The following is a 23,420-nucleotide window of genomic DNA, read 5'->3' on the forward strand; positions in this document are numbered from 1 at the left end:
AGCTTACAATGACTTAACGAGCGAAGTGAGTTTAGAAATTGTCTAGCAGATAAAGTCCGCAATCACGACCAAAGGGAGAGATGAAGGACGGTCTGCCCTAGCATGCGCAGTTGAATTACTTGCAAGTCCAAACCCACCACCCACTAAGCTGGATTTAATTCATTCTCTATATAGGGCTTAAATTGTGTTTCATACATCTGTTAGTAAACTCCGTCATGCTCAAGCAATTCAAAATGAGTCCCCCTCTCAACAATCTGCCCATCAGATAAAACTAAAATTTCATCCGAATTAACAATCGTTGAAAGCCTATGAGCAATAACTAAACTCGTTCGATTCTTCAATAAAGGTTCCAAGGTCTCTTGAATTAGCCTTTCCGATATCGAATCCAAACTTGATGTTGCTTCATCCAAAATCAAGATTTTAGGATCCTTTAAAATAACACGCGCAATAGACAAACGTTGTTTCTCTCCACCAGATAATTTAATTCCACGATTCCCAACAATCGTTTCGTAACCTTTTGGTAAGCTAACAATAAAATCATGGATATTCGCTTCTTTACAAGCTTGTACCATTTGTTCGTATGTTGCATCTGGGTTTGCATATAATAGATTTTCTTTAATTGTAGAATTAAAGAGATATGTATCTTGTGTCACCATACCTATATGACTTCTTAAATAGTGTAAATCTAAATCACGAATATCATATTAATCAATTTTTATTGTTCCAGCTGTCACATCATATAGACGAGGAATAAGATTAAAAATAGTTGATTTACCAGCACCCGACGGTCCTACAATTGCTAGCGTTTTCCCTGCTTCAACTTCAAAACTTAAGTCTTTTAAAATTGGAGACCCTTCTTGATAATGAAAATCAACCTCTTCAAATGTCAGTTTTCCAGTAAGAGATTCTGGAATGATGGCTCCGACTTTACTTTTAATATCGATTTCTAAATCAAGATAATTAAATACACGATTGAAAAGAGCTAATGAACGAATAAATTCAACCTGAATATCCATCAACTGCATTAAGGGACGATACATCCGTGTCATTAGGGCAACTAAAACAGTAATATCCCCGACAGTAAGGCCTTCATACCCATAAAGTAGCATTAAAATACCACCTATTAAATAGATAAACATTGGGCCAGCCTCGATTAATGTATGAGCAACCATTCTAAACCATCGCCCGATTGTTCTTTCACGGATTATTAGTTTAGCTAATTGTTCATTAGTTGCACTAAAGCGTTGGTACTCAGCTTCTTCTTTGGTATATATTTTGACTAATTGTTGACCGCTCACACTTAGTGTTTCTGAAATAATTTCATTGGCTTGATCATTTAAATCTTGAGTTTCATTCGTTAGTTCCCAGCGTTTATTTCCGATAATTCTGATAGGGATAATTAATAATGGAACAATCATAATGCCAACAATCGCAAGGATCCAGTTCATCCTAAAAATCGCAACCATTGAAGTAACTAAGACTGCTACATTCGAAATAGTTGAAGTGAAAGTACCTGTAATGGCCATCTCTACTCCATTAATATCACTTGTCATACGGGTGATAATTTCGCCTTGCTTACCAATTGTAAAGAAATGATGGGACAGTTTTTGTAAATGTGAATACATTTGATCTCGCATGTCTTTTGTAATATTTTGAGATAACCAAGCACTTAAATAGCTTTGAGATAAACCAACTAATCCTGAGCCAACTAGAACAAGAAAAGATAGTCCAATCAGAGAAACTAAGCGGTTAAAATCTCCCCCAATAAATCCTTCATCAATAATTAGCCCAGTTAGCATTGAAGGAAAGACACCTAGAAAAGCAGTAAACAAAATTAATAGAGTTAAAATTATTAGCTGTAAATTATAGGGTTGCATGTACCGATATATTCTAAGTAAAATGGCTTTATTTATTTTTGGTGGCTTTTTTATTAATTTCTTTATCTAATTCGCGATTACGTAATCTTCGCAAAAAATCACCTCTTTAATGATTTACTCTACTTCTTCAACATTTAATTCTTCCATCGCTTTCAGCACTCGAATATAAGCTTCCAAATCTGATTGTTCTACTCTCTCTACTAATTGTTCAACATACTCTCTCTGTTGCTTGAGTTTTCTAGCAACAACTTCTTTTCCTTTTTTGCTTAATGAAACAAATATTTTCCGTCGATCTTCTGTGGCAATTTTTCTAATAATTAAATCTTCTTCTTCTAGTTTATTAAGAATGGCAGTAATCCGAGGAGTAGATACATTCATAATCTGTCCTAATTCGCTTGGTTGAATTTGTTCTCCTCCATAATACAAGGACATGATCGCACGAAATCTTCCTCTTGACCCATGAGGCACTCGAAATGAATGGCGAAATAACTGCTGTTGATTCATTTGATGCACTAATTCTTCAATTAAAGTTTCATTTGTTGGCAAATTTACCACTCCTATTCTTTTTCTTATCTATCATTAGTTAACTTATGTTAATTATTTTATATTATTAATTAATATTTGTAAAGTATTTCCCATAAAATATATATTGCTACACAGCTTTTTAAAAACTAAAATATGTAACGACATATTTCATGATTCATCTCTCAATCGAATTTTTATATGCTTTTTTATATAATTTTTTATATAAATACTTGATATTAATATAATTTATAAGTATAATTATGATGCTTAAGCGAATTAATTTACAATATAATATTTAATTGATGAGGAGGTGTTTGTATGAATATAGATCGCTTTATTGCAGCTAGAAAAGATAAAGGTCTTGCACAAAGTCAATTAGCAGAAGGAATTTGCACCCAAGCCACTTTAAGCCGTTTTGAAAACAATGGGAAAGTTCCAAGTCTAAAAATTCTAATCAAATTATGTAATCGATTAGACTTACCATTAAGTGAATTGTTTCCCAAAGTTGGAATTATACATTCAGAAATCAATCAACAAATGGAAGAAGCAGAATTTTCTTTAATTTTAAGTGAATACAATAATGCCAATGAGATTATTGATAAGATAAACCTTGATAGTATAAATGATGTTGAGTTAACGATGCGATACCATTATATAAAGTCATTTACTATGATTCATAAGAAAAACTCTCCGATTGATAGCTTGTATGAATTAAATCAAATTTTACTTGAAAAATTTACTGAAGAAAATGAGATATACAGATTACTTGCTTATACAGGAACTGGGATGGTTTATGTTCAACTTGAAGAATTAGATAAGGCGGAAATATATTTTGCTAGAGTGTTAGAGAAAATCTATGATCATCCAACACAACGAATGGAAGAAGTATGGAGAGTATTACATATAGTTTTCCAATGCAGTAAGTTTTATGCACAAATTGATGAATTAGAGATTAGTAATGCCTTAGCAAATCATGCCATTTCGATTTGTTCAGATAATCATGTGACCTATTATTTAGCTAGAGCTGCTATTCAATTAACAAAGAATGCGATTAAACAGAGTAAACCTAAGAATGAAATTTTAGAATTAATCTATGATGCCAGAGCATATTCTAAAATCAATAGAAATAGAATTGCTTTAAAAGAATTGGAAGAAATGGAAAGTTTTATTAATACGGAATATCAGTGAGAGGAATCAAAAATATGATTAAATTATTAGGAATTGTAGGAACAAATTCAGATAACTCAACAAATAGAAAATTACTACAATTTATTCAGAGACATTTTTCTGAAAAAGCAGAGATTGAGTTAATTGAAATTAAAGACCTACCAATCTTTGTGAAAGACAAAAGTATCGAGTTACCTTCTATAATAAAAGAAATGTCTGATAAAGTAGAAAATGCTGATGGTGTGATTATTAGTACGCCAGAATATGATCATTCAGTTCCAGCAGCATTAATGAATGCATTAAGTTGGTTATCATTTAAAACTCATCCTTTTGTTGATAAGCCAGTTATGGTTGTAGGAGCCTCATACGGAACACTAGGTTCATCTCGTGCTCAAATGCATGCGCGTCAAATTTTGGATTCACCGGAATTAAAAGCAAGAATTATGCCGAGTTCTGAATATTTATTAAATCACTCATTACAAGCTTTTGATGAGTCAGGAAATTTAATATCTAGTGAAAAAATTGATTTACTGGAAGCTTTATTCAGTGACTTTTTAACATTTGTTAATATTACAGGTCAGCTAACGGAAGCTCACGAAGCAAATGTAAGAGTTGCAGATAACTATACTTGGGAAGATTAAGAAGGAGCGTAAAAAATATGAAATTAGTCGGAATCGTCGGATCAAATGCAAAAGAATCGTATAACCGTTTATTATTACAATTTATCCAAAAACACTTTAACGCTTTGATTGATTTAGATATTATTGAAATAAATAAAGTACCTTTGTTTAATCAAAGTAACGATCAGACTCACTCACCAGTCATACAAGATATTGCCAAAAGGATCGAGGCAGCTGAAGGTGTGATTATTGCTACACCTGAACATAATCATACCATTCCAGCAGCCTTAAAAAGTTTAATTGAATGGTTGTCATTTAAAATTCACCCTTTTGAAAATAAACCAGTTATGATTGTTGGTGCTTCCTATTATTCTCAAGGTTCTTCTCGTGCTCAACTATCATTGCGTCAAATACTAGACGCACCGGGTGTAAATGCCATTGTTCTACCTGGTAATGAATTTTTATTAGGTAATGTGAAAGAAGCTTTTGATGAAGAATATAATTTGAAAGATGCTGGAACTATAAACTTCTTAGCTTCATGTCTTGAAAAATTCATTCGTTTCATAGCTGTAGTATCCGCTCTGGACGACAAAAAAATAGAAATTGCTCCTGGAAATCAAGTTGAGGAAGATTTGTTTGCTAACGGTAGGATTGAATCAACGATTGAAGGCATCGATATGCGTGCAACTGATTGGGTTGAACAAGTAATTAAAAAAGTTAATCCTGCTTCCGGTAACGACTATGTTAACTTAAACAGAGGAATCCTAACAGTTAATCAAATCGATCAATTCTTACGTTCAATGCCAATGGAATTAACTTTTGCTGATAGTAATAACCAGTTCTTATACTATAATAGTGTTCTTCCTTCAGAAGAGATGTTTGCAAAACGGTATCCAGAGCAAGCTGGAAATCCATTAGGTGCATGTCATCCTGAGAGAACACATAAAAATGTCAAGTGGGTCATTTCTCAACTTAGATCTGGTAAACAAGATATTGTCAGAGTTCATGTGCCTACTCATGGTCCAGATAAATTTGTCGTCCATAACTACCAAGCTGTCCGTGATGATGAAGGAAACTACATGGGCATTAATGAATATATTATGGATATTAAGCCAACTGTAGATTGGTATTTACAACAAACTGGACAAGAATTAGTTGGTGGTAGCGACACTGTATCTGGTGCTTCAAAGAACAATAATAACCAAGCTGATGCTGTTTCTGGTGCATCAGAAACTGATAAAGTTGAAGAAGTTGTCGTTGATACAGTATCTGGGGCATCATCTCATTAATGATAGTGAGATGAAGTTCGAAGGATGTCTTTCGAACTTTTTCATAATGATTGCAGTAAAGGAAATGATTATATGGAACATCTGACATTTAAAGCAATGGGAACAACTATTAATTTGAAAATTCAGCACAGATTTGCTGCACAATTACTTACAGAAGCTAAAAAACGTTTATTCGATTTTGAACAACGCTTTAGTGCAAATAATAATAACAGTATGTTAATGCAGGTAAATCAATACGCAGGAATTAAACCAATTAAAGTAGATAAAGATATCTATGAACTTATCGAAATTGGCAAGAAATACAGTCTAGACGATAACAATAGTTTGAATGTTGCCATAGGACCGCTGGTTAAATTATGGAATATTGGTTTTAAAGATGCTAATGTCCCAACTCAAAGTGAGATTGATGAACGGCTATCACGTATTAATCCTCGATCTATTATTCTTAATGAAAAAGAATACTCAGTCTATTTAGAAAATAAAGGCATGGAAATAGATTTAGGTTCATTAGCAAAAGGATTTTTTGCTGATAGGATTAAAGATTTTTTGTTAAAAGAAGGAGTCACAGAAGGAATCATTGACTTAGGTGGAAATATCTTATTAATCGGTTCCCACCCTACTAATTCGGATAAGCTTTGGCGAGTTGGCATCCAAAATCCATTTAAAACACGTCAAAAAATTGTTGGTATTTTACAAACACAAGATCGTTCTGTAGTAACTTCAGGTATTTATGAGCGAAGTTTACAAATTAATGGCAAAGAATACCATCATATTTTCGATAGTCAAACTGGTTATCCTATTAATAATGATGTAGCAAGTATTACCATTGTATCCAAAAAATCACTTACTGCTGAACTATACACTACAATGCTTTATAAGTATGAAAGCAAACAAATCATTTCATTCATTAATCAGCTTCCTGAAATAGAAGGTATCGTTATTACAAAAGATAATGAAATAATCTGTTCAGAAGAATTACAATCAGACTTTATTTTAATAAATTAATAAATGACTGCATTTAATATCAATAATAACAACCCCATTTTCCGAAAAAAATGGGGTTTCACTATTTTTACTCGTTAAGCAAATGATAAATACACAATTAATGTTGGGCAACGTCTAATTTTTCTAACCATTGACTTGCAATAACTCCGTGACCAACACCCACAGGATGAACACCATCTTCAACAGTGAAAAGATTTGGATCGTAAGTCTCTACAAGTGTGTTAAAGTGTTCTGATAATGGTATTAAATCAGCATCAAAATCAGATGTAATTTGATTAATGACAGCGATCATAGGATCTAATTCTTCCTTCCAATCTAGACGATCTTCTAAAGTTGGTAAAACAAATGGTTGCATTAAGACTATCTGAACTTCTGGGTTCTGTTGGCGTAACTCAGTTAATAAACGTCGATAAGTTTGATCAAAGGTCGCTATATAGTCTTTATCAATCGGTGTCTCAGAATTTCGATGATGCCAGACATCATTAATCCCAATTAAGATTGATACAAGGTCAGGTTCGAAATCTAAGCAATCCGTTTGCCAACGATTTGCTAAATCAACCAACTTATCTCCACCAATCCCTTGATTAAATACTTGTAAATTCATCTAAGAATATTGTCCCTGCAATAAATTCCCCACTATAAAAGCATACCCATGTCCTAGGTCCTTCGGATTCTCACGGTCACGACCTGTATCTGTAATACTATCCCCAGTAAATAAAATTCTTTGATTAGCCTCTAATAACATTCAACAATACTCCTTATTTTCATGATGAGACTATCTTACCATAAAGTAAGCGCTTTTTGTTCTTTTCTAACACTTGATAGAAATAATTTAGCCCTAATTAAAGACATGCGTGAAGATGATTATTTATTCTTGCTAGCAGAAATAATGAGCATCATAGGCCGCCGTAGTTCATCTGCCATACCTTGAATATCCATCATATGCCGAGGGGGCTTTGGTTCACATATTGCTTCAATACTAAAGCCATTTATAAGCAATTCATTCACATAAGTCATCAACGTTCGATGGTATTTAGTCATTTTTTCACCAAGAAACTCAACTTGACGATTACCTTCATTAAAATAATGATCGATAGGAAAATGGAGTCGTTCCCCTTTGTCATTATAAATCCAATCTTGCCTACCAGAGGCTGTAAATACCGGGTGTTCTACTGTAAAAATCAGTTTGCCGTCTGCTTTTAAAAATTGGTTGATTCGCTTTACCAATGCTTCGTAATTAGCTATATAATGAAATGCTAAGGAAGATAGAATTATATCAAAAGTTCCGGCTGGGAAATTGACTTCCTCTATTGCAGTGTGTACATATTCAATTTTTGGTGATTGCGTTTTTTCTTTAGCAATCTCAAGCATTTTTTCAGATAAATCGACACCAATTACTTGTGCTGCACCTTGATCAACTGCATAACTACAATGCCAACCATAGCCACACCCTAAATCTAAAACTGTTTGCTGAGTAAAATCAGGTAATAATCTTTGAAAGTCTTCCCATTCACCTGACTCTTCTAACCCATTGAGCGAACGATTCATTTGACTATATTTGTGGAAAAAATCTACTTGATCGTATTTGTTTTCTTTCATTGTATAACCTCTTTTTTAAACGAAGATAGCTGTAGTTCTTTTAATAGAGCTAATTGATTACATATATTTTTTTAATGAAAATATTCAATCGTTTGTTGAATAGCTTCTTTAAAATTCGTTTGTTCAAATGTTGGATAATGTTACTTAAACTTATCCCAATTATAAGCATAATCTTCATCAAATTAGTAACGCGTTTCATACATTTCTTTCATCATAGGATTGAACCAACTAATTATACGATGCACTGTTTTTGGTAAAGCGCGCACACTGAATTGTGTACCCAATTGACTATTATACTCATCTGCAATCTCCGTAATGCTGTTAGTTGCAAAAGCTGGTAAATGCCAAACTTGTTGATAGGCTCTATTATCTAAAGCAAGTAGCCTAATTGCTCTAGCAAGGTCAGGCACAAAAGCATAACTATGAGTTTTTCCAAGTGAACCGATATAATTCGGGTTTTCTCCCTTTAACATATTTTCTAAAAACTGAACATACAATACGCTATAGTTTGCAGCTCTTGGACCAAAGAAATCTGGTGAACGAACAATAAGAATCGAGGTATCCTCCATTGCATCTTTGAGTTGCTTATAGAGTTGGTGTCGCACTTTTCCTTTATTAGAACTTGGTTGCAATAAATGATTTTCTTTAACTGTAATGTATATGTGGCTAGCACCTTCAACAACGTTTTGAACTTGCTCAATATTGAGTGCATCTGCTTGTTGATAATTTTTCTCAGCTAAAGCTTTGCGTCCTACTTTTACAATTTCCTTCCCTGCTGTTTCTAATTCTTCAGCTAAATAGCTACCAATTGAACCATTGGCTCCAAAGATTACATGCTTTTCCATTCTTCTCCTCCTTTTATTTTTGCAAACACATCACTGATTAAATGCATTGTCTGCAATAAATATTCTTCTTTTTCACTTGCAAATTCCTCAGAACTTTCAGGTAATCTAAAGTTGCCTACCATTTGTAAAATCAACTGATAATCACGAATACGCTTTTGAAGTTCAAAATTTTTGGCTTTAAATAAAGCTGCTACTTGTCTATTACATTCATCACTTGGCGGTAAATCAATACTGTTGACGATTACCTTTATTTCTTTTAAATCAAACTGAGCATATTGTAAGACAGCTATCATTTTTACTCGTTCTAAATCGAATTGATCGAATACACGATAATTATTATCGCTTCGCTTTGGATGTAATAAGCCAATTTTTTCATAATAACGAATGGCGTCCTTGCTAATCCCTGCTTCTTTTGAAATTTGCTGAATATTCATGTCTCACACCTCTTCCTCTAATTCCATTCTAACATTGGAGTTAACTTCAAGGTCAAGCGAATCATTCAAAAAAATAATAAATAAATGCTGTTTTTATGATTGAACAATCGATTTTCTTATTTTAAAAATGGAGATTTTCTCAAGTTGATATATCATAAATAATCAAACTTAACTAAAAAACCACACCCCTAAGAGATTATTATTTCCATGTTGGTACATATGAATTTGATGTGTTCTAGGTTCACCTTTAGTAAAATAATACCGATCCGGTAAAATATTGGTTCCGTGTGAAGTGTACCCCATAGATTCTAAAGCTGAAATACATTCTTCACCGTCAGTAAATTGATCAAGTTCAATTGCAATATCAATGATTGGTTTTGAACTTAAATGTTCTACTGCGGTACTACCGATATGGTGGATTTCTACGGCATACACTCCGATTTTATTTTGTATTCTTTCTTTCTCTGATATAAACTCTTTTTCCCATTCACTAGTCCATGGAACTAGAAATACCTCACCTCTAGGTAAACCAAGCATATATAATACCTCCTCATAAATTGATTTTATTAAGCTTAATTCTCCATAAACTTCGCAAACTTATCTGCGGTATCTTTTTTCTCTTCTTTAGTAACGTGAGCGTAGATATTCATTGTTGTTTGAATATCTGTGTGTCCTAGGCGAGCCTGTACATCTTTTATTGAAGCTCCCATAGAGAAGAGAATACTACAATGCGTGTGTCGCAACCCATGAAAGGTAATTTGTTTGAGGCCATTACGCTTTTGTACATTACTCATACGGTCATTTGGTACATTAATCGAATAGAAGTTATTTCTCGTATTCGCAAAAATATACTGATCGGGTGTATTCGTATTAAAACCAAGTTTCAGCATGAATTGAGCCTGATATATCTTCCACTGTTTTAAAAGCTTCATCGAGGCATAATCCATATCAATTACTCTTCGACCGTTCACTGTCTTCGTAGGTTGCACAATAATCTTGTTGTCTAAACCCCTAGTGAGTGTTTTGTTGATATTGAGGCATGATTTTCTATAAACTATCAATTAATAACTTAAACAGCAAGGCAAACGTTGGTATTTTAACACATTTCTTTATTTATGCAACATATTAATTCAAACATTAAATCAAGCCTTTTTGTCTAGTCTACTTATTTCATAGTAAAATATAAGTCTATCAATTGAAAAGCCGTCATATTTTATTAGTACATCATATTATTTTAAGCGTTTCAAAAACTTCTAAATCAACTGATAATCCCTGATGGCAATACACAGAACATTTTTAAAATGAGTATTGTTACTACAGCCTATTAAAATAACCACCCTCAATTAATTTTGAGAGTGGTTTATTTTTTAGTGAAAGACACTTATTATTTCGATTTAAACCTTCCTCCTTTACTCCTTTACGAGTAACCTATGATAATAATAAACCGGCATGGCACTCCAACCATGGCAAAGACTGCCAGCTCCGTTAAAATCTTCTTTTCCTAAAATTGTTTCCCAAAATGTCGTCGCTCCATGATTGAGCATAAAGCCATAATCATTATCTAAATCATTCAATACATACTCACGATAGTCGGCATTATTTTTTAATAAAGCGTCATAAAAATAACCTTTCATCGACAAGGTGATTGGAATTAAATTATTTACTCCTGTTAAGATTTCAAGTATTGTTTCTGATTTGGCTGTATCTGCTACCCCCGAAAGGACGGCTAAACTATTCCCTAAAACGGAATAATGAAATGACTGGGTATCCAACTTATACAAATGTCTATCCTCATCAAAGAAAATATGATTAATAGCTTGAATCATCGGTTGTTCAAAGAAACTAACATCCTCCCCCACCATCTGACAAAGATATTTATAGTGTTGCATCGCATACAGAAAATAAGTATTTAATATCAAAGAGTAGTTCTTTTCTGTTGTTTGATTATTCGTCGCTCTCATTATTTCATTATCATGATGACTCCCTTCACTCCATTCATAGAAGTTCCAAAAAGGATAATCAAAGTCTGGAATCAATTGTGTGTGATCAATCTTTGAAAGAAAGTTTTCCATAATGATTTTCAATTGAGGAAAAACTTCTTCTAATATCGTTTCATCAGCTGAGTATTGGATGTATTCATATATTTGAACAAGATAAACCAAACTATAATATGGAATAGTTAAGTTAATATAGCTAGGAAAACAAATATCTAATAAACCATCCTCACGAAGTCCTTTTGAGATTAAGACCAGATTTGCACGAGCATAGGCATAATTATTAAAGGTAAAGTAACCACATAACATTTGATTGCGGCTATCTAAGGTATACAGTGCTTGTTCGCGCCATGGACAGTCGACATAATGCTCTAACATACAATTTTTTAAGGTTTGAATCGATACATCATAAATATTTTTTCTAAGGTCTGTCAATTCAAGATGATTTATACTATTTAATTTAACAGGATAGACGATTTCATTTAATCCAAGATAATGGATTCTAATGGGTTCTTCATAGTAGATTTGTAAATAACGACAACCAAATTTAAATAAATAATTTGAAAACTGATTGTGCCCTTCCTTTGCATAATAACTCACACTAAAATCGCGGTCATCAATTAAATGCTGTACGGCATTTTCAACGAGATTCTCGCCAAAAGTGATAGTTATTTTTTGATCCTTCGGAGAATAAATATCCAATTCTAGAAAGCCAACACTTTGACGACCTAAATCAAAAACAGCGCTGTGCTTATCTTCAACAATTTTAGCTGTAGCTAACCGTCCATTAAAATCAAAGTCTTCTATCGGTTTCTTATAAAAAAGATACGATTTTTCGACTAAGTCTGACTCGCTAAAAGGACGCTCAATATTTCTCGCATCATACGCAAAGCTTAAACCTAGTTGCCTCGTTATAATTTTATCTTCATAACTTATGTAATTATCATGCAATTTTGACAAGGTATTTATTTGACTATAATCAATGACTTGGTCGTTATTGATTATTTCAAATATAAGCCCTGCTTGGGCAGGATAATAAGTTTGTGTGCCTTCAATGCCATAATGCCAGACCAGAATTTCAATGGTATTTACTTCATTTTGTTTTAAAAAAGGGGTGATATTTATTTGTTGATAAATTTTATAGTTTGGGTAATCGGGGTATTGGCCAAATCCCCCTACTCCACCATTCACATAAACAACAAAATTTCCATCGCAAGAAATATTCAGTAGAACATCCCCATTTTTCCATGGAATACTTGTTTTAAAATGACCATATTCATCTTTTTGCTGCTGTGAATTAATCCAAATCCATTTTGCTTTTTGAAACACTTCAACGTTCCTCCAAAATTATTTGTGGTTTGCTATTTCAGTTGCGATTCTTTGATTTATTTCTTCTCGTTTTTCTAATAACCATTGGCTTTCTTTTGGATAAGAGCTAAAGGTAAGCTCTTTTTCTAAATCTGCTTCTAATATCGATAAAACTTCTTCTTTACCAATTAATGATTCTAGTAATTGCAATGCCCGCTGATCTTGTAGCGCATCATAAAATACTTCCATTCGAATGGATTCAATTGGCCCATCCTCGCCTGGATATACGATAAAGGCATCACCGGAAGGAAAACCATAACCAGCATCGGTATTTTGAAATGGATTAATCGCTTTTTTAGATAGTTGTGACCACCAGAAATTATAACCCCACTGTAAAAAGCCTTTAATATCATATTTATATAATTGGAAACCAATGATGCGATTTCTAGCTGACGGGAATGTAAAGAAACGATTTGCAACTTCTTTATATTGACCACAACAATAATAAGTCCACAAATCTTCCACTTGGTTTTCAAGAAACGGCTCAATATGTGAAGTTGCTGGAATGGGACGTTTCACCAAATCATTTTCATAAAAGACATAGTCTGATAAGGCATCGATAATCGGATATTTACTTAGATGTTCATAGATAATGTCACTCGCATTTTTATATGATTCTAGATGATCAAGGCTAGGTTCATCCGAAACATGGAAGTATACTTTATCTTCTAATCCATGTTCTTGAATAAACAACTTTAACTCCGGTAAGAAAGTAGCTAAAAAGGCTTTATATTCTTCACCACTGGCATCAGTATTCCATCCAAAAATCTTTTTCTTTTCTCCGTTGACTGTCGCTATAATTTTTGGCGCATGATAGGCACCCCACTGAGTAAATAAATGTGACATTTCAAAATACTTCACACCATTTGTTAGACACATCTCAACCCATTGTAACAATTTACTAAATGAGAACTGATATGTTTCATCATTTTTCTCAACATCCACTAATTGGACTGTTGGTCGCTCGCCACCTATCTCGGTATCAAGAGGAGGGGTAAACAGTGGTGTTAATATCATATTAATACCGTGGTCAACAGCTGTCTTAATGTATGAGTCAACTAATGACCAATAATCTGGGCTAAACAATTCGACACCATAATATTCCATAATCGAATCTGTGTGAAACCATTGCGTATGAATTAATTCTTGTTCTGGTGATTTCACAGGAATAACGGTCAATTCAAAAAGTTCTTCACCAAGCAGCTCAGCTGTTTCAGTTTCAAATTTAATTTTAATTGGATAAGTGCCATCAGCAATACTCTCATTGATATCAACCGTTATCCAAATCGTCCGCCATTGATTAGTAAAAGCTGTAATTCCATCATTATCTAGTTTATATAATGGGTCTGGGAACAGACTTGCTTGTGTTCGTAACACATTATCATCATGATCGTTATATATAGGAAATTCTGACGGAGCCAGTCCAACAGCTCTTAAATTAATGTTTGAAGCTAAATCAGACTCAACCTTAACAGCAATATTTTTTATGAGAGGTCCTTTCGAACGATAGGCAACTTGAAAAGAATAAATCTCATTTTGTAACGCTGAGCCTTTTTTTACTTCAACCAGATCCAATGCTTCGTCTGGAAAAACTTTTTCAAGCGAACTAATCACTTGCGTTTCAAAGATTTTTATATTATTAGTCATTTGTACAACTCCTAATTTATTTTTATTGAGTTATCTTTGATTGCGTATTCAAAAATTCTTTCAAATTCATTATATTTTACTTTTCGTCGGTTGTAAACTGGTTATAACCAGCATGCTAATGTTTTAGTCAAAACTGATAATTTTCGCTGGCTAAAAGATTACTAAACGCTTCCATCTTTATCACAATATGATAAAATAAATGCATTATTATTGTTTGAAGGAGCAAATAAATGAAATTAAAATCAAATGATCGTATATTATTTATTGGAGATAGTATAACCGACTGCGGAAGAAGTTATGAAGATGATAAGGCATTAGGTTCAGGTTATGTATTTATCGCTGGTAATTTATTACTCGGTAAGTTTCCAGACTTACATTTATCCGTTCAAAATCGTGGTATCGGCGGAAATAAACTGATTGACTTAGTTAATCGTTGGCAAACAGACTGTCTTGACCTTAATCCAGATATCTTGAGCGTTTATATTGGGATTAATGATATTTGGCACCATCGTACGGATGGTATCCCCATTGATCAATCTTATTTAGAAAATTTTGAACAACAGTACCGTGACTTGCTGACCCAAGCACGTCAACTAAATCCCGAACTCCAATTAATTTTGATCCAACCTTTTGTTCTGCCAACATTAGAAGAACGCTTAGAATGGTCAATCGAACTAAATCAAATGAATCAAATAATTGCCCAAATTGCAAAAGACTTTGATGCTGAATTGATTCAATTATCCGATCATTTCAATCGATTGCTAAAACACTCTGCTCCACTTGACTTTACAGTCGAAGATGGTGTTCATCCAACCGCTTTAGGTCATGGTGTCATCGCCAATCAATGGTTAAATTTAATCGAATCCAATTAATTTTTAAAGGCTCTTTGTCAAATAAAATTGATAAAGAATCATTTAAAGGTCAAGCATCATTTTTTATGTAGCTTGATCTTTTTGGATTCTCTCTAACTCGTTTGGGGGGAATATAAGAAGTGCAAGGACGATTTATTCAAAAAGTTATTATTGCGCCACTTTGCATTGGATTTGTAGACTGTTAGGAAGGCATTGGGCAAACAGGTATACCCTTTTCGTGTTAGGGTTATATGCCCTCTGTAACTTTTTAGGTCGTAATCAATGTAAGATCTTCGTTTTTGTCTAAAGTTATAAATGAGGTTGATGACAAATTTCGTCATCAACCTCATTTATTGTAGAAGCTGTTTTATTTACTTGTTAATTCAATAAATTGTTCGACATAGCGTGCAACGCCATCAAGGGTAGACTGCCAGAAATCGACACTTGTTACATCGATATCCATCGTTTTAGCTACATCTTCAACAGAAGCAACCGTTGTTTTATTCAACATTTGGCCATATTTTTCAGCAAAACCATCCGGTTGATCTTGATAAATTTCATATAAACCACGTGAGAATAGCCCACCAAATGCATAAGGGAAATTATAAAAACTCAATCCAGCTGAGTAATAATGTGTTTTATTTACCCACATATATGGATGTAGATAGTCCTTATCTAATCCTTCACCATAGGCTTCAAGTTGTGCATTCGTCATCATCTCAGCTAATTCTTCCGCAAACATAAAACTATTTTGACGCTTCTCAAAAACTGCAGATTCAAATAAGTATCGTGAATAAATATCAACAATAATTTGAGTAACATCTTGTAAATATTGTTCAATGACAGCAACTTTTTCAGCGTCTGATTTACTTTCTTGAATTAAATAATTCATAATAATCGCTTCATTAAACGTAGAAGCTGTTTCTGCAACTGGCATTGAGTAAGACCAATTCAATGGCTTATGTGAATGTATTTTTGTGCCGTGGTAAGCATGTCCTAATTCATGAGCAATGGTCAAAATATCACTTAATGACTCACCATAATTCAACATAATCCGTGACTGCTTGATAAATGGTAGGTTTGAACAAAAAGCTCCTCCACGTTTGCCTTTACGAGGATAAAAATCCATGTAATTTTTATCATAGAAAGCTTCTGTCATTTCAGCTAAATCCGGAGCAAAGGTTTGGAATTTTTCAATTAAATAAGCCTTCGACTCTTCAACGGTGAATGTTTTGCTTGTCTCACCCATTGGGGCAAATAAATCATAGAAAGGCAGACCGTTTTCATGCCCTAATAAACTAGCTTTATGGGTTAAATATTTTCTAAACACAGGTAAGTTGGTTTTAATGGCTTCCATTAAAGCTTCTAAAGTTTGGCGACTCATGCGTGATTGATCTAATGTCGCTTCAAGTGGAGAATCAAAGCCACGCATGGATGATATGTCAATAACTTGTGATTTAATATTATTCAAGGAGAAAGCAATTGAATCTTTTATGCCATCATACATCGCTAATTCCGTTTCAAAGGCTTCTTTTCTAACTTGCGAATCTTCACTATAAGCCAAGTTACGTAATTGACTTAACGTTTTGCTTTCACCACGAAATTCTGCTTCAGCGGTTGAAGTTAAATAACTTGTTAAGGCACTCCATCCACTTCCTGCTGAACGATTCAACTTACTAATAACTTCTTCAGCTTCATCACTTAATAAATGTTTTGCTTCATTTTTTAATTCAGAAAAATAAAAGGTATATTCAGCTAAATCTTTATCTTGCGAAATATCTATTTGTGTTTCACCTAAAAAACGATCAATCTGAGCATTAATTTTTGCAAATTGATTAAATTTGTTTGCTAATACATTTTGATAGTTTGTACTTTCGCTATCTGTTGCTTTAGTAGCTAAATTTAAAGATACAAAACTCGATAGTTTACGGAATAAAACATATTGTTTTTCTCTTAATTCAATAATCGCTTTAATATTTTCAATGCTATCTTCAAATGTTATTTGTTCAAATTCTTCCAATAATTTATCTAAAGATTCCACATCATTTAGAAAAGTTGTATCTTCAAAACTAGGATATAAGTCATTCAATTGCCATTCGTACACAAAATCGCTCCCTTATTATCATTATTATTTTGTTAATCGTTGTAAGAGTTCAGTAATCACTGTATCAGATGCAAACATTGAAAGTCGAACAAATTGTTCGCCATTTGCTCCATAAGCAGAACCTGGTGTGGAAATAATCTGATATTTATTAAAAAGATCATCGAAAAATTCCCAAGAACTTTGTTCTTTAGGCGATTTCAGCCATAAATATGGGGCATCTTCTCCGCCATAAACCTGCATCCCCAAGCCTTCTAATGCTCCTTTTACTCGCTTAGCATTCGTTAAATAATGTTGAATATTCTCACGCAAGTTTTTTTGAGTAGCTGCTTCATAAACGGCTGCTCCTGCTTTTTGGATAATGTATGAAGCACCATTGAATTTAGTCGCTTCACGGCGCGCCCACAGCTGGTTTAGACTTTGTCCATCGTAGGCTAATTCCTCTGGAATAACCATATAACCTAGGCGTAAACCAGTAAAACCTGCACTTTTAGAAAAAGATTTTAGTTCAATAGCACATTTTTTGGCACCGTCACACTCATAAATCGAATGAAGCATAGCATCCGTTTGAATAAAAGCTTCATAAGCGGCATCAAAAACAATTAAAGCATTATTTTCATTGGCATAATTAACGAATCTTTGTAAATCATCCTTATTGATAGCTTTTCCAGTTGGATTATTAGGGTAATTTAAATAAATAACATCAACCACTTCGTTTGGAATATCTGAGATAAAATCATTGCTTTCATTTGCATCTAAATAAATCAATTGACTCCATCTACGAGTCTTGCAATCATATTCTCCTGCCCTACCCGCCATAACATTACTATCAATGTAGACGGGATAAAAGGGATCCACGACAGCAATCTTGACATTATCATCAAATAAATCCTGTATATGAGCTCCATCACTCTTAGACCCATCAGAAATAAATATCTCTTTTTCATTGAGATGAATACCTTTATCCAAGTAATCATTCGTCAAGATTTTCTCAATTAAAAATGAATAGCCTCCCTTAGGTCCATAACCATGGAAAGTTTCCATTTTCAATTGATCATCTGCCGCTTGCTGAATAGCAGTTACAATCCCTGGTGCTAGTGGACGTGAAACATCTCCAATACCCAAGTCTAAAATATTTGCTTGTGGATTTGTTTGCTTAAAGGCTTCAACCTTCTCCTGTATTGTTACATAGACATAGTCTTCTTGAAACTTTGAAAAGTGTGGATTGAGGCGCATTTTTAAAATAACCCCTTCTATAGATCTAAAACATCCGACATATCATAAAGTCCAGCTTTTGCATCCACTAAAAAATGTGCCCCTTTTAAAGCCCCAAGTGCAAACAAGCGTTTATCATAGGCACGATGGGTGATTTCAATTTCTTCGTTATTATTGGCAAAAATAACCGTATGTTCACCAACGATATCTCCTGTGCGAATAGCGTGGATGCCTACTTCATGATGGGGTCTGTCATCATAATGTCCTTGACGACCATTTTGAGTTTGAATGTCCTCTTTCACTTGAGATTGAATACTGTCCAATAACATCAAAGCCGTTCCACTAGGAGAATCTTTTTTATAGCGATGATGTTTTTCCATGATTTCGATATCATAATCTAAGGGATAAAGATAATTCGTCAATAACTGGACTGCTTTTTGCATAACATTAATGCCGATACTTGTATTATGTGCATTAATAACCGGAATGTTTTTAGATGCCTCATTGATTAATTCCTCTACCGCTTCCGTTTGACCGGTTGTTGCTAATACGAGAGGCAGCTGATATTTATTAGCAAAGTTAACAACCGCCTCACTCAAGGCTGCTGACGAAAAATCAATCATAATATCTACGTCAGGTTTTTCATTAGCGAAATAAATATCTAGTGCCTCAAAAGTATTAAAGGTTGGGATTAAAGGATTGTCTTCCTTTTCATGTTGCACAGCCAGAACGACTTGATCCGATTGTGAGCGATGGATAAGTTGCCACAGAGTTTGTCCCATAGCGCCACTTGCGCCGACTAATAATATGTTCATTTTTTATCTCCTAGTCTATTCGGTAGTGACCTAAGTTGGCAAGTTCTAATTCTAAACGTTCTTTAACTTCATTGCTTGGTTCAAAAAGTGGTAGGCGATAGGTATTGTGGCAATGATTCAAACGATAGGCGACATATTTAACAGGAATTGGATTGACTTCTAAAAATAAGCTTTCGATCAGACTAGCATGATGCTGTTGTAGCTGCTTTGATTCTTCTTCCCTATGGTCAAAGAATAATTCACAAATTTGATGTGTTTCAAAAGGAGCAACATTTGCAAGTACTGAAATAACTCCTTGGCCGCCTAATGCTAAAACATCATAAATCATATCATCATTTCCGGAATAGACAGCAAAGTCCGTGCGGGTAGAATCAATAACAGCTTGGGTAAATTCAAGGTCACCAGTTGCATCTTTAATCCCGTTAATATTTGGATGTTCACTTAATTCAACAACTTGATCCACCGATAATTGAACCCCTGTTCGACTTGGAACATGATACAAAATAACTGGAATATTTACCGAATCAGCTATATTAGCAAAATGTAAGAACATTCCTTGACGGTTGGTTTTATTATAATATGGCGTTACTACTAATAAGCCATCAGCTCCAATTGCTTCTGCAGCTCGACTTAAATGAATGGTATGGGCGGTATCATTCGTTCCTGTTCCAGCAATAACCGGAACTCTTTTATCTACTTTTTCAACGGTGAATTGAATCAGCTTAATGATTTCATCATCTGTTAAAGTAGCATTCTCCCCTGTTGTCCCAGAAACAATAATCGCATCTGTCATATGTTCAATATGAAACTTTATTAAGCGCTCGTAGGAACTCCAGTCGATTTCTCCATTGGGTAAAAAAGGTGTAAAAATGGCTACACCAGACCCAGTAAAAAGATACATTTACATTTCCTCCACTCTAAAGTTCATTACGCATCATATCAGCAAAACTTTCACGTTTTACCGTTAATCGATCAACACCATTTAATATATGAATCATTGCCGGTTTAGGAATACGGTTATAATGGCTAGCCATCGTATAATTATATGCCCCAGTGCCATTCACCAACAATAAATCACCTGTTTCAGCTTTTGGCAATGGATAATCATTTATTATCTTATCCCCACTCTCACAAGCTTTCCCTGCAATCGTATAAATGGTGTCAGCTGTTTCTTCCGCTTTATTTGTTATTAAGGCCTCATATTTCGCTTGATATAAGGCAGGTCGAATATTGTCGGTCATACCACCATCAACAAATAAATAATTTTTACCACTTGTCGTTGTTTTTAAATCTCCGATTCGATATAAAGTCGAACCCATTGCATTAACTAAGGATCTGCCTGGTTCGATTGTCACTTTCTCAAGTTTTAAATCGAATTCTTGTGTTTTGTTATAAACATGCTGAACAAACTTCGGTAAAAATGTTTCTAAGTCAAAGGGTTGATCTTCCTCTGTATAATAGACACCAAAGCCACCGCCAAAGTTAATCTCTTTAATATTAATTGCTAAATTATCTTCTATCATTTTAGCAAAAGCTATCATCTCTGTCGCAGAATCTAAAAAGGATTGTTCTTCAAACACTTGACTACCTATATGACAATGAAAACCAGCAAAATCTAAGGTTGGATAGTTAGCCAACGTTTCAATCACTTCTTTAATGGTAAGATCAAAGACACTTTCACCAAATTTAGAATCATTATGAGCCGTTTTAATATATTCATGGGTATGGGCTTCCACACCTGGATTTAAACGAAGTAGCACTCTTTGACGTTTAGCTTGAGTTGTTAAAATAGCATTGAGACGCTTAGCTTCTGAACGATTATCAATAACAATCGTTCCGACATTATTTTCAATAGCAAATATTAATTCATCATCTAATTTATTATTCCCGTGAAAATATAATTTACTCGGTTCAACTCCACTCTCAATAGCTGTATAGATCTCGCCTGCACTGACAACATCTTGCCCAATTCCTAACTGAGCAATCAATTGTCCAATGGCTCTTGTTAACAAGGCTTTTGATGCAAACAAAATTTGTGTTTCAAAGTATGGATTATCAAGTGCTTTTTTATATTTCTTTACTTGTTGGACAAAGTTTGTTTCATCAAAAATATATAAGGGTGTACCATACTTTTCGGCAAGTACTTCATAACTTATTCCATCATGCTTCAATTGATTGTTTTCTTTCACTTGATACGATTCTAATCTCATTCTTTATCTCCTCGAACTTCAAAATAAATACATAAAGGTAAAAAGCCGAACTTATAATTTCAGTGATTAGAACGAACTATCACACACATTTCATTAAAAGTTCGGATTTCTAGTGTTAATCTTTTTGGATATTTATCCATTTATTTTAACACTTATTATTAATTTATTTCTAATTTTTATACACTAACTTTAAGATAATCTACCGATTTAATCTATTTTTACTATAGCAATTCTCTTTAAATGTGTCAATCAATAGAAAATCAATCTAATAGGATTCCTACTACTCTTCGCTTTACTTTCCTAGATTTCAATCTCTTCGTATTTTTCAATTATTTCTTGACATTTTATTATGGCATGATAAGTTTATAGAATAGATTAAAATAAAAGGAGAAACAACCTTATGACACACCGTATCCATTTAGCTATCGTTGGAGCTTCTGGAGTTGTTGGAAGTAAAATGATAGAAATTTTAGAAGAACGTCAGTTTCCCATTGAAAAATTATATTTATTCGCTTCAAAACGATCAGCTGGAAAAACCATTACTTTTAATGGAGAAAGCATTGAAATTCAAGAGCTTACCGAAGATTCTCTGCAAGCACCAATTCAAATTGCCTTATTTGCAGCTGGCGGAAGTATCTCAGAAAAATATGCTCCTGTTGCAGCTGAAAAAGGTATTTATGTTGTGGATAACAGTTCATTTTGGCGTATGGATCCAGCCATTGATTTAATTGTTCCTGAAATTAACAAAGAGCAGCTTGAATCACCTTCACAAATCATTGCTAATCCTAATTGTTCGACAATCCAATCCGTACTACCGCTTTCAGCATTAACAAAATACGGGATTAAACGTGTGGTCTACAATACCTATCAAGCAGTCTCTGGTGCAGGACAAGCAGGGATTGATGATTTAGTTAATCATACGTCTAATAATTTTCCTTACTCAATTAATGAAAATGTTATTCCTCAAATAGATGTTTTCCTAGATAACGGCTATACCAAAGAAGAAAATAAAATGATTGAAGAAACCCGTAAAATTCTAGGGCTTAAAGACTTAGCAGTCACAGCTACTGCCGTTCGAGTACCGATTCATACCTCACATGCCGTAAGTATCAATGTGGAATTGGAACAAGCTTTCGACTTGGATACCATTCGCCAAGAATTAGCAGCTGTGGACAATATTGTTGTCGTTGATGATCCAGGACAATTATCATATCCACTACAATCGCAAGCAGCAGGACATGACGAAGTCTTAGTTGGCCGTATCCGCCGGGATAGTTCAGTCGAAAACGGTTTGAACCTTTGGGTCGTAGCAGACAATTTAAGAAAAGGTGCCGCTACGAATACCATTCAAATTGCTGAAGCCCTTGTAAAAAATAATTTAGTTTAAAATTAAATCAAACGATAAAAACAGCGTGAGAAGCCAGACCATGTCTAGCTCTTCACGCTGTTTTATTTTGTAAATTTAGTTAATTTAGCACTTCGCCATCTTTTAAGTAAACATATTTGGGTTCATTTAATTCTTCATCTAGCTCAACCCTTAAGCCATAACCATTAAAGAACCAGCCGTCATTATCTTCGATGAAAAATACCAAGCCATTTTCTGCTTCAACTGAAGCAATAGGTTTTGTTGGAAAGTCTGAGTCAATGGCTAACCCATAACTTTGATTAATTGGACTGCTAGCGTAGATTTTTGTTTTAATACGAATTCCAGCACCTTCCGGAATTCCCACTTCCTCTTTAAACCACTGCGCAACTTTATCTGTTACTTCTAAATCAACTTGATACCGCATCTTATCTACCACCTATCTATGAATATTTAACGATATAAATTCATTATACTATATTCTAGAAGATTAAA

General features: G+C 33.9%; 22 protein-coding genes and 1 pseudogene. 6 read left to right on the plus strand and 17 right to left on the minus strand.

The features are described from left to right. Positions 1-200: 200 nt before the first annotated feature. Together ACTQ54_RS03275 and ACTQ54_RS03280 are read right to left on the minus strand one after the other, a co-directional pair. Positions 201-1,877: pseudogene (locus tag ACTQ54_RS03275) on the minus strand (ABC transporter ATP-binding protein). 114 nt (positions 1,878-1,991) lie between these two features. Further along, entirely contained in the window at positions 1,992-2,423 is a 432-nt protein-coding gene (locus tag ACTQ54_RS03280) for a MarR family winged helix-turn-helix transcriptional regulator (RefSeq protein ID WP_441754633.1), read from the minus strand. Positions 2,424-2,720: 297 nt separating this feature from the next. Here ACTQ54_RS03280 and ACTQ54_RS03285 point away from each other — a divergent pair, with 297 nt between their 5' ends. The 4 genes from ACTQ54_RS03285 (at position 2,721) to ACTQ54_RS03300 (ending at position 6,483) form a co-directional block, all read left to right on the plus strand. Continuing rightward, a complete protein-coding gene (locus ACTQ54_RS03285; protein ID WP_441754635.1) occupies positions 2,721-3,590 on the plus strand; it encodes a helix-turn-helix domain-containing protein in 870 nt (289 codons plus the stop codon). Between the two features lie 14 nt (positions 3,591-3,604). After that, positions 3,605-4,210, plus strand: coding sequence for an NADPH-dependent FMN reductase (locus ACTQ54_RS03290; protein ID WP_441754637.1), 606 nt, complete (start codon positions 3,605-3,607; stop codon positions 4,208-4,210). Between the two features lie 17 nt (positions 4,211-4,227). Beyond that, positions 4,228-5,478 (plus strand): NAD(P)H-dependent oxidoreductase, encoded by a 1,251-nt coding sequence (locus ACTQ54_RS03295; RefSeq protein WP_441754639.1) that lies wholly within the window; start codon positions 4,228-4,230, stop codon positions 5,476-5,478. A 72-nt stretch (positions 5,479-5,550) separates the two neighbouring features. Then, positions 5,551-6,483 (plus strand): FAD:protein FMN transferase, encoded by a 933-nt coding sequence (locus tag ACTQ54_RS03300; RefSeq protein ID WP_441754641.1) that lies wholly within the window; start codon positions 5,551-5,553, stop codon positions 6,481-6,483. A 97-nt stretch (positions 6,484-6,580) separates the two neighbouring features. Here the strand turns inward: ACTQ54_RS03300 and ACTQ54_RS03305 are convergent, their stop codons facing one another. From ACTQ54_RS03305 to ACTQ54_RS03345, 9 genes are all read right to left on the minus strand, one after another. Next, the gene (locus tag ACTQ54_RS03305) at positions 6,581-7,087 is read right to left on the minus strand and encodes a GDSL-type esterase/lipase family protein (RefSeq protein WP_441754643.1); all 507 of its coding nucleotides are present in this window, start codon (positions 7,085-7,087) and stop codon (positions 6,581-6,583) included. Next, positions 7,088-7,228 carry a hypothetical protein gene (locus ACTQ54_RS03310; RefSeq protein ID WP_441754645.1) on the minus strand — a complete coding sequence of 47 codons (141 nt, stop codon included), beginning with the start codon at positions 7,226-7,228 and terminating at the stop codon, positions 7,088-7,090. It lies immediately after the preceding gene. 119 nt (positions 7,229-7,347) lie between these two features. Further along, positions 7,348-8,082 carry a class I SAM-dependent methyltransferase gene (locus tag ACTQ54_RS03315; protein WP_441754646.1) on the minus strand — a complete coding sequence of 245 codons (735 nt, stop codon included), beginning with the start codon at positions 8,080-8,082 and terminating at the stop codon, positions 7,348-7,350. Between the two features lie 182 nt (positions 8,083-8,264). Continuing rightward, positions 8,265-8,927 carry an NAD-dependent epimerase/dehydratase family protein gene (locus ACTQ54_RS03320; RefSeq protein ID WP_441754648.1) on the minus strand — a complete coding sequence of 221 codons (663 nt, stop codon included), beginning with the start codon at positions 8,925-8,927 and terminating at the stop codon, positions 8,265-8,267. Continuing rightward, the gene (locus ACTQ54_RS03325; protein WP_441754650.1) at positions 8,912-9,361 is read right to left on the minus strand and encodes a MerR family transcriptional regulator; all 450 of its coding nucleotides are present in this window, start codon (positions 9,359-9,361) and stop codon (positions 8,912-8,914) included. Before ACTQ54_RS03325 ends, ACTQ54_RS03320 begins: the two co-directional genes overlap by 16 nt. A 168-nt stretch (positions 9,362-9,529) precedes the next feature. Next, positions 9,530-9,898, minus strand: coding sequence for a GrpB family protein (locus tag ACTQ54_RS03330; RefSeq protein WP_441754651.1), 369 nt, complete (start codon positions 9,896-9,898; stop codon positions 9,530-9,532). Between the two features lie 35 nt (positions 9,899-9,933). Beyond that, positions 9,934-10,350, minus strand: coding sequence for a site-specific integrase (locus ACTQ54_RS03335; protein ID WP_441754653.1), 417 nt, complete (start codon positions 10,348-10,350; stop codon positions 9,934-9,936). A 420-nt stretch (positions 10,351-10,770) separates the two neighbouring features. Then, positions 10,771-12,684 (minus strand): family 78 glycoside hydrolase catalytic domain, encoded by a 1,914-nt coding sequence (locus ACTQ54_RS03340; RefSeq protein ID WP_441754655.1) that lies wholly within the window; start codon positions 12,682-12,684, stop codon positions 10,771-10,773. Between the two features lie 18 nt (positions 12,685-12,702). Next, positions 12,703-14,370 (minus strand): DUF4091 domain-containing protein, encoded by a 1,668-nt coding sequence (locus ACTQ54_RS03345; RefSeq protein ID WP_441754657.1) that lies wholly within the window; start codon positions 14,368-14,370, stop codon positions 12,703-12,705. A gap of 230 nt (positions 14,371-14,600) precedes the next feature. On the opposite strand from ACTQ54_RS03345, the gene ACTQ54_RS03350 reads away from it, so the two are divergent. Next, a complete protein-coding gene (locus ACTQ54_RS03350) occupies positions 14,601-15,242 on the plus strand; it encodes an SGNH/GDSL hydrolase family protein (protein WP_441754659.1) in 642 nt (213 codons plus the stop codon). Between the two features lie 346 nt (positions 15,243-15,588). Here the strand turns inward: ACTQ54_RS03350 and ACTQ54_RS03355 are convergent, their stop codons facing one another. The 5 genes from ACTQ54_RS03355 to lysA are packed head-to-tail and all read right to left on the minus strand — an operon-like array spanning position 15,589 to position 21,562. Beyond that, entirely contained in the window at positions 15,589-17,325 is a 1,737-nt protein-coding gene (locus tag ACTQ54_RS03355; protein WP_441754661.1) for a M3 family oligoendopeptidase, read from the minus strand. 24 nt (positions 17,326-17,349) lie between these two features. Continuing rightward, complete coding sequence (locus ACTQ54_RS03360) at positions 17,350-18,558, minus strand: LL-diaminopimelate aminotransferase (protein ID WP_441754663.1); 1,209 nt, start codon at positions 18,556-18,558, stop codon at positions 17,350-17,352. A gap of 17 nt (positions 18,559-18,575) precedes the next feature. Then, positions 18,576-19,352 carry a 4-hydroxy-tetrahydrodipicolinate reductase gene (dapB, locus tag ACTQ54_RS03365; RefSeq protein ID WP_441754665.1) on the minus strand — a complete coding sequence of 259 codons (777 nt, stop codon included), beginning with the start codon at positions 19,350-19,352 and terminating at the stop codon, positions 18,576-18,578. A gap of 10 nt (positions 19,353-19,362) precedes the next feature. Continuing rightward, positions 19,363-20,253 carry a 4-hydroxy-tetrahydrodipicolinate synthase gene (dapA, locus tag ACTQ54_RS03370; protein WP_441754667.1) on the minus strand — a complete coding sequence of 297 codons (891 nt, stop codon included), beginning with the start codon at positions 20,251-20,253 and terminating at the stop codon, positions 19,363-19,365. 16 nt (positions 20,254-20,269) lie between these two features. Continuing rightward, positions 20,270-21,562: a diaminopimelate decarboxylase gene (gene lysA / locus ACTQ54_RS03375; protein ID WP_441754669.1), complete on the minus strand. Its 1,293-nt coding sequence runs from the start codon at positions 21,560-21,562 to the stop codon at positions 20,270-20,272. A 400-nt stretch (positions 21,563-21,962) separates the two neighbouring features. Between lysA and ACTQ54_RS03380 the strand changes: the two genes are divergently transcribed. Further along, positions 21,963-22,949 (plus strand): aspartate-semialdehyde dehydrogenase, encoded by a 987-nt coding sequence (locus ACTQ54_RS03380; RefSeq protein ID WP_441754671.1) that lies wholly within the window; start codon positions 21,963-21,965, stop codon positions 22,947-22,949. Between the two features lie 79 nt (positions 22,950-23,028). On the opposite strand, the gene ACTQ54_RS03385 is transcribed toward ACTQ54_RS03380, so the two are convergent. Then, complete coding sequence (locus ACTQ54_RS03385; RefSeq protein WP_441754673.1) at positions 23,029-23,352, minus strand: HesB/YadR/YfhF family protein; 324 nt, start codon at positions 23,350-23,352, stop codon at positions 23,029-23,031. Between the last annotated feature and the right edge of the window lie 68 nt (positions 23,353-23,420).

Source organism: Fundicoccus sp. Sow4_H7 (assembly GCF_052115865.1).
In the GTDB taxonomy this organism is placed as follows: Bacteria; Bacillota; Bacilli; order Lactobacillales; family Aerococcaceae; genus Fundicoccus_A.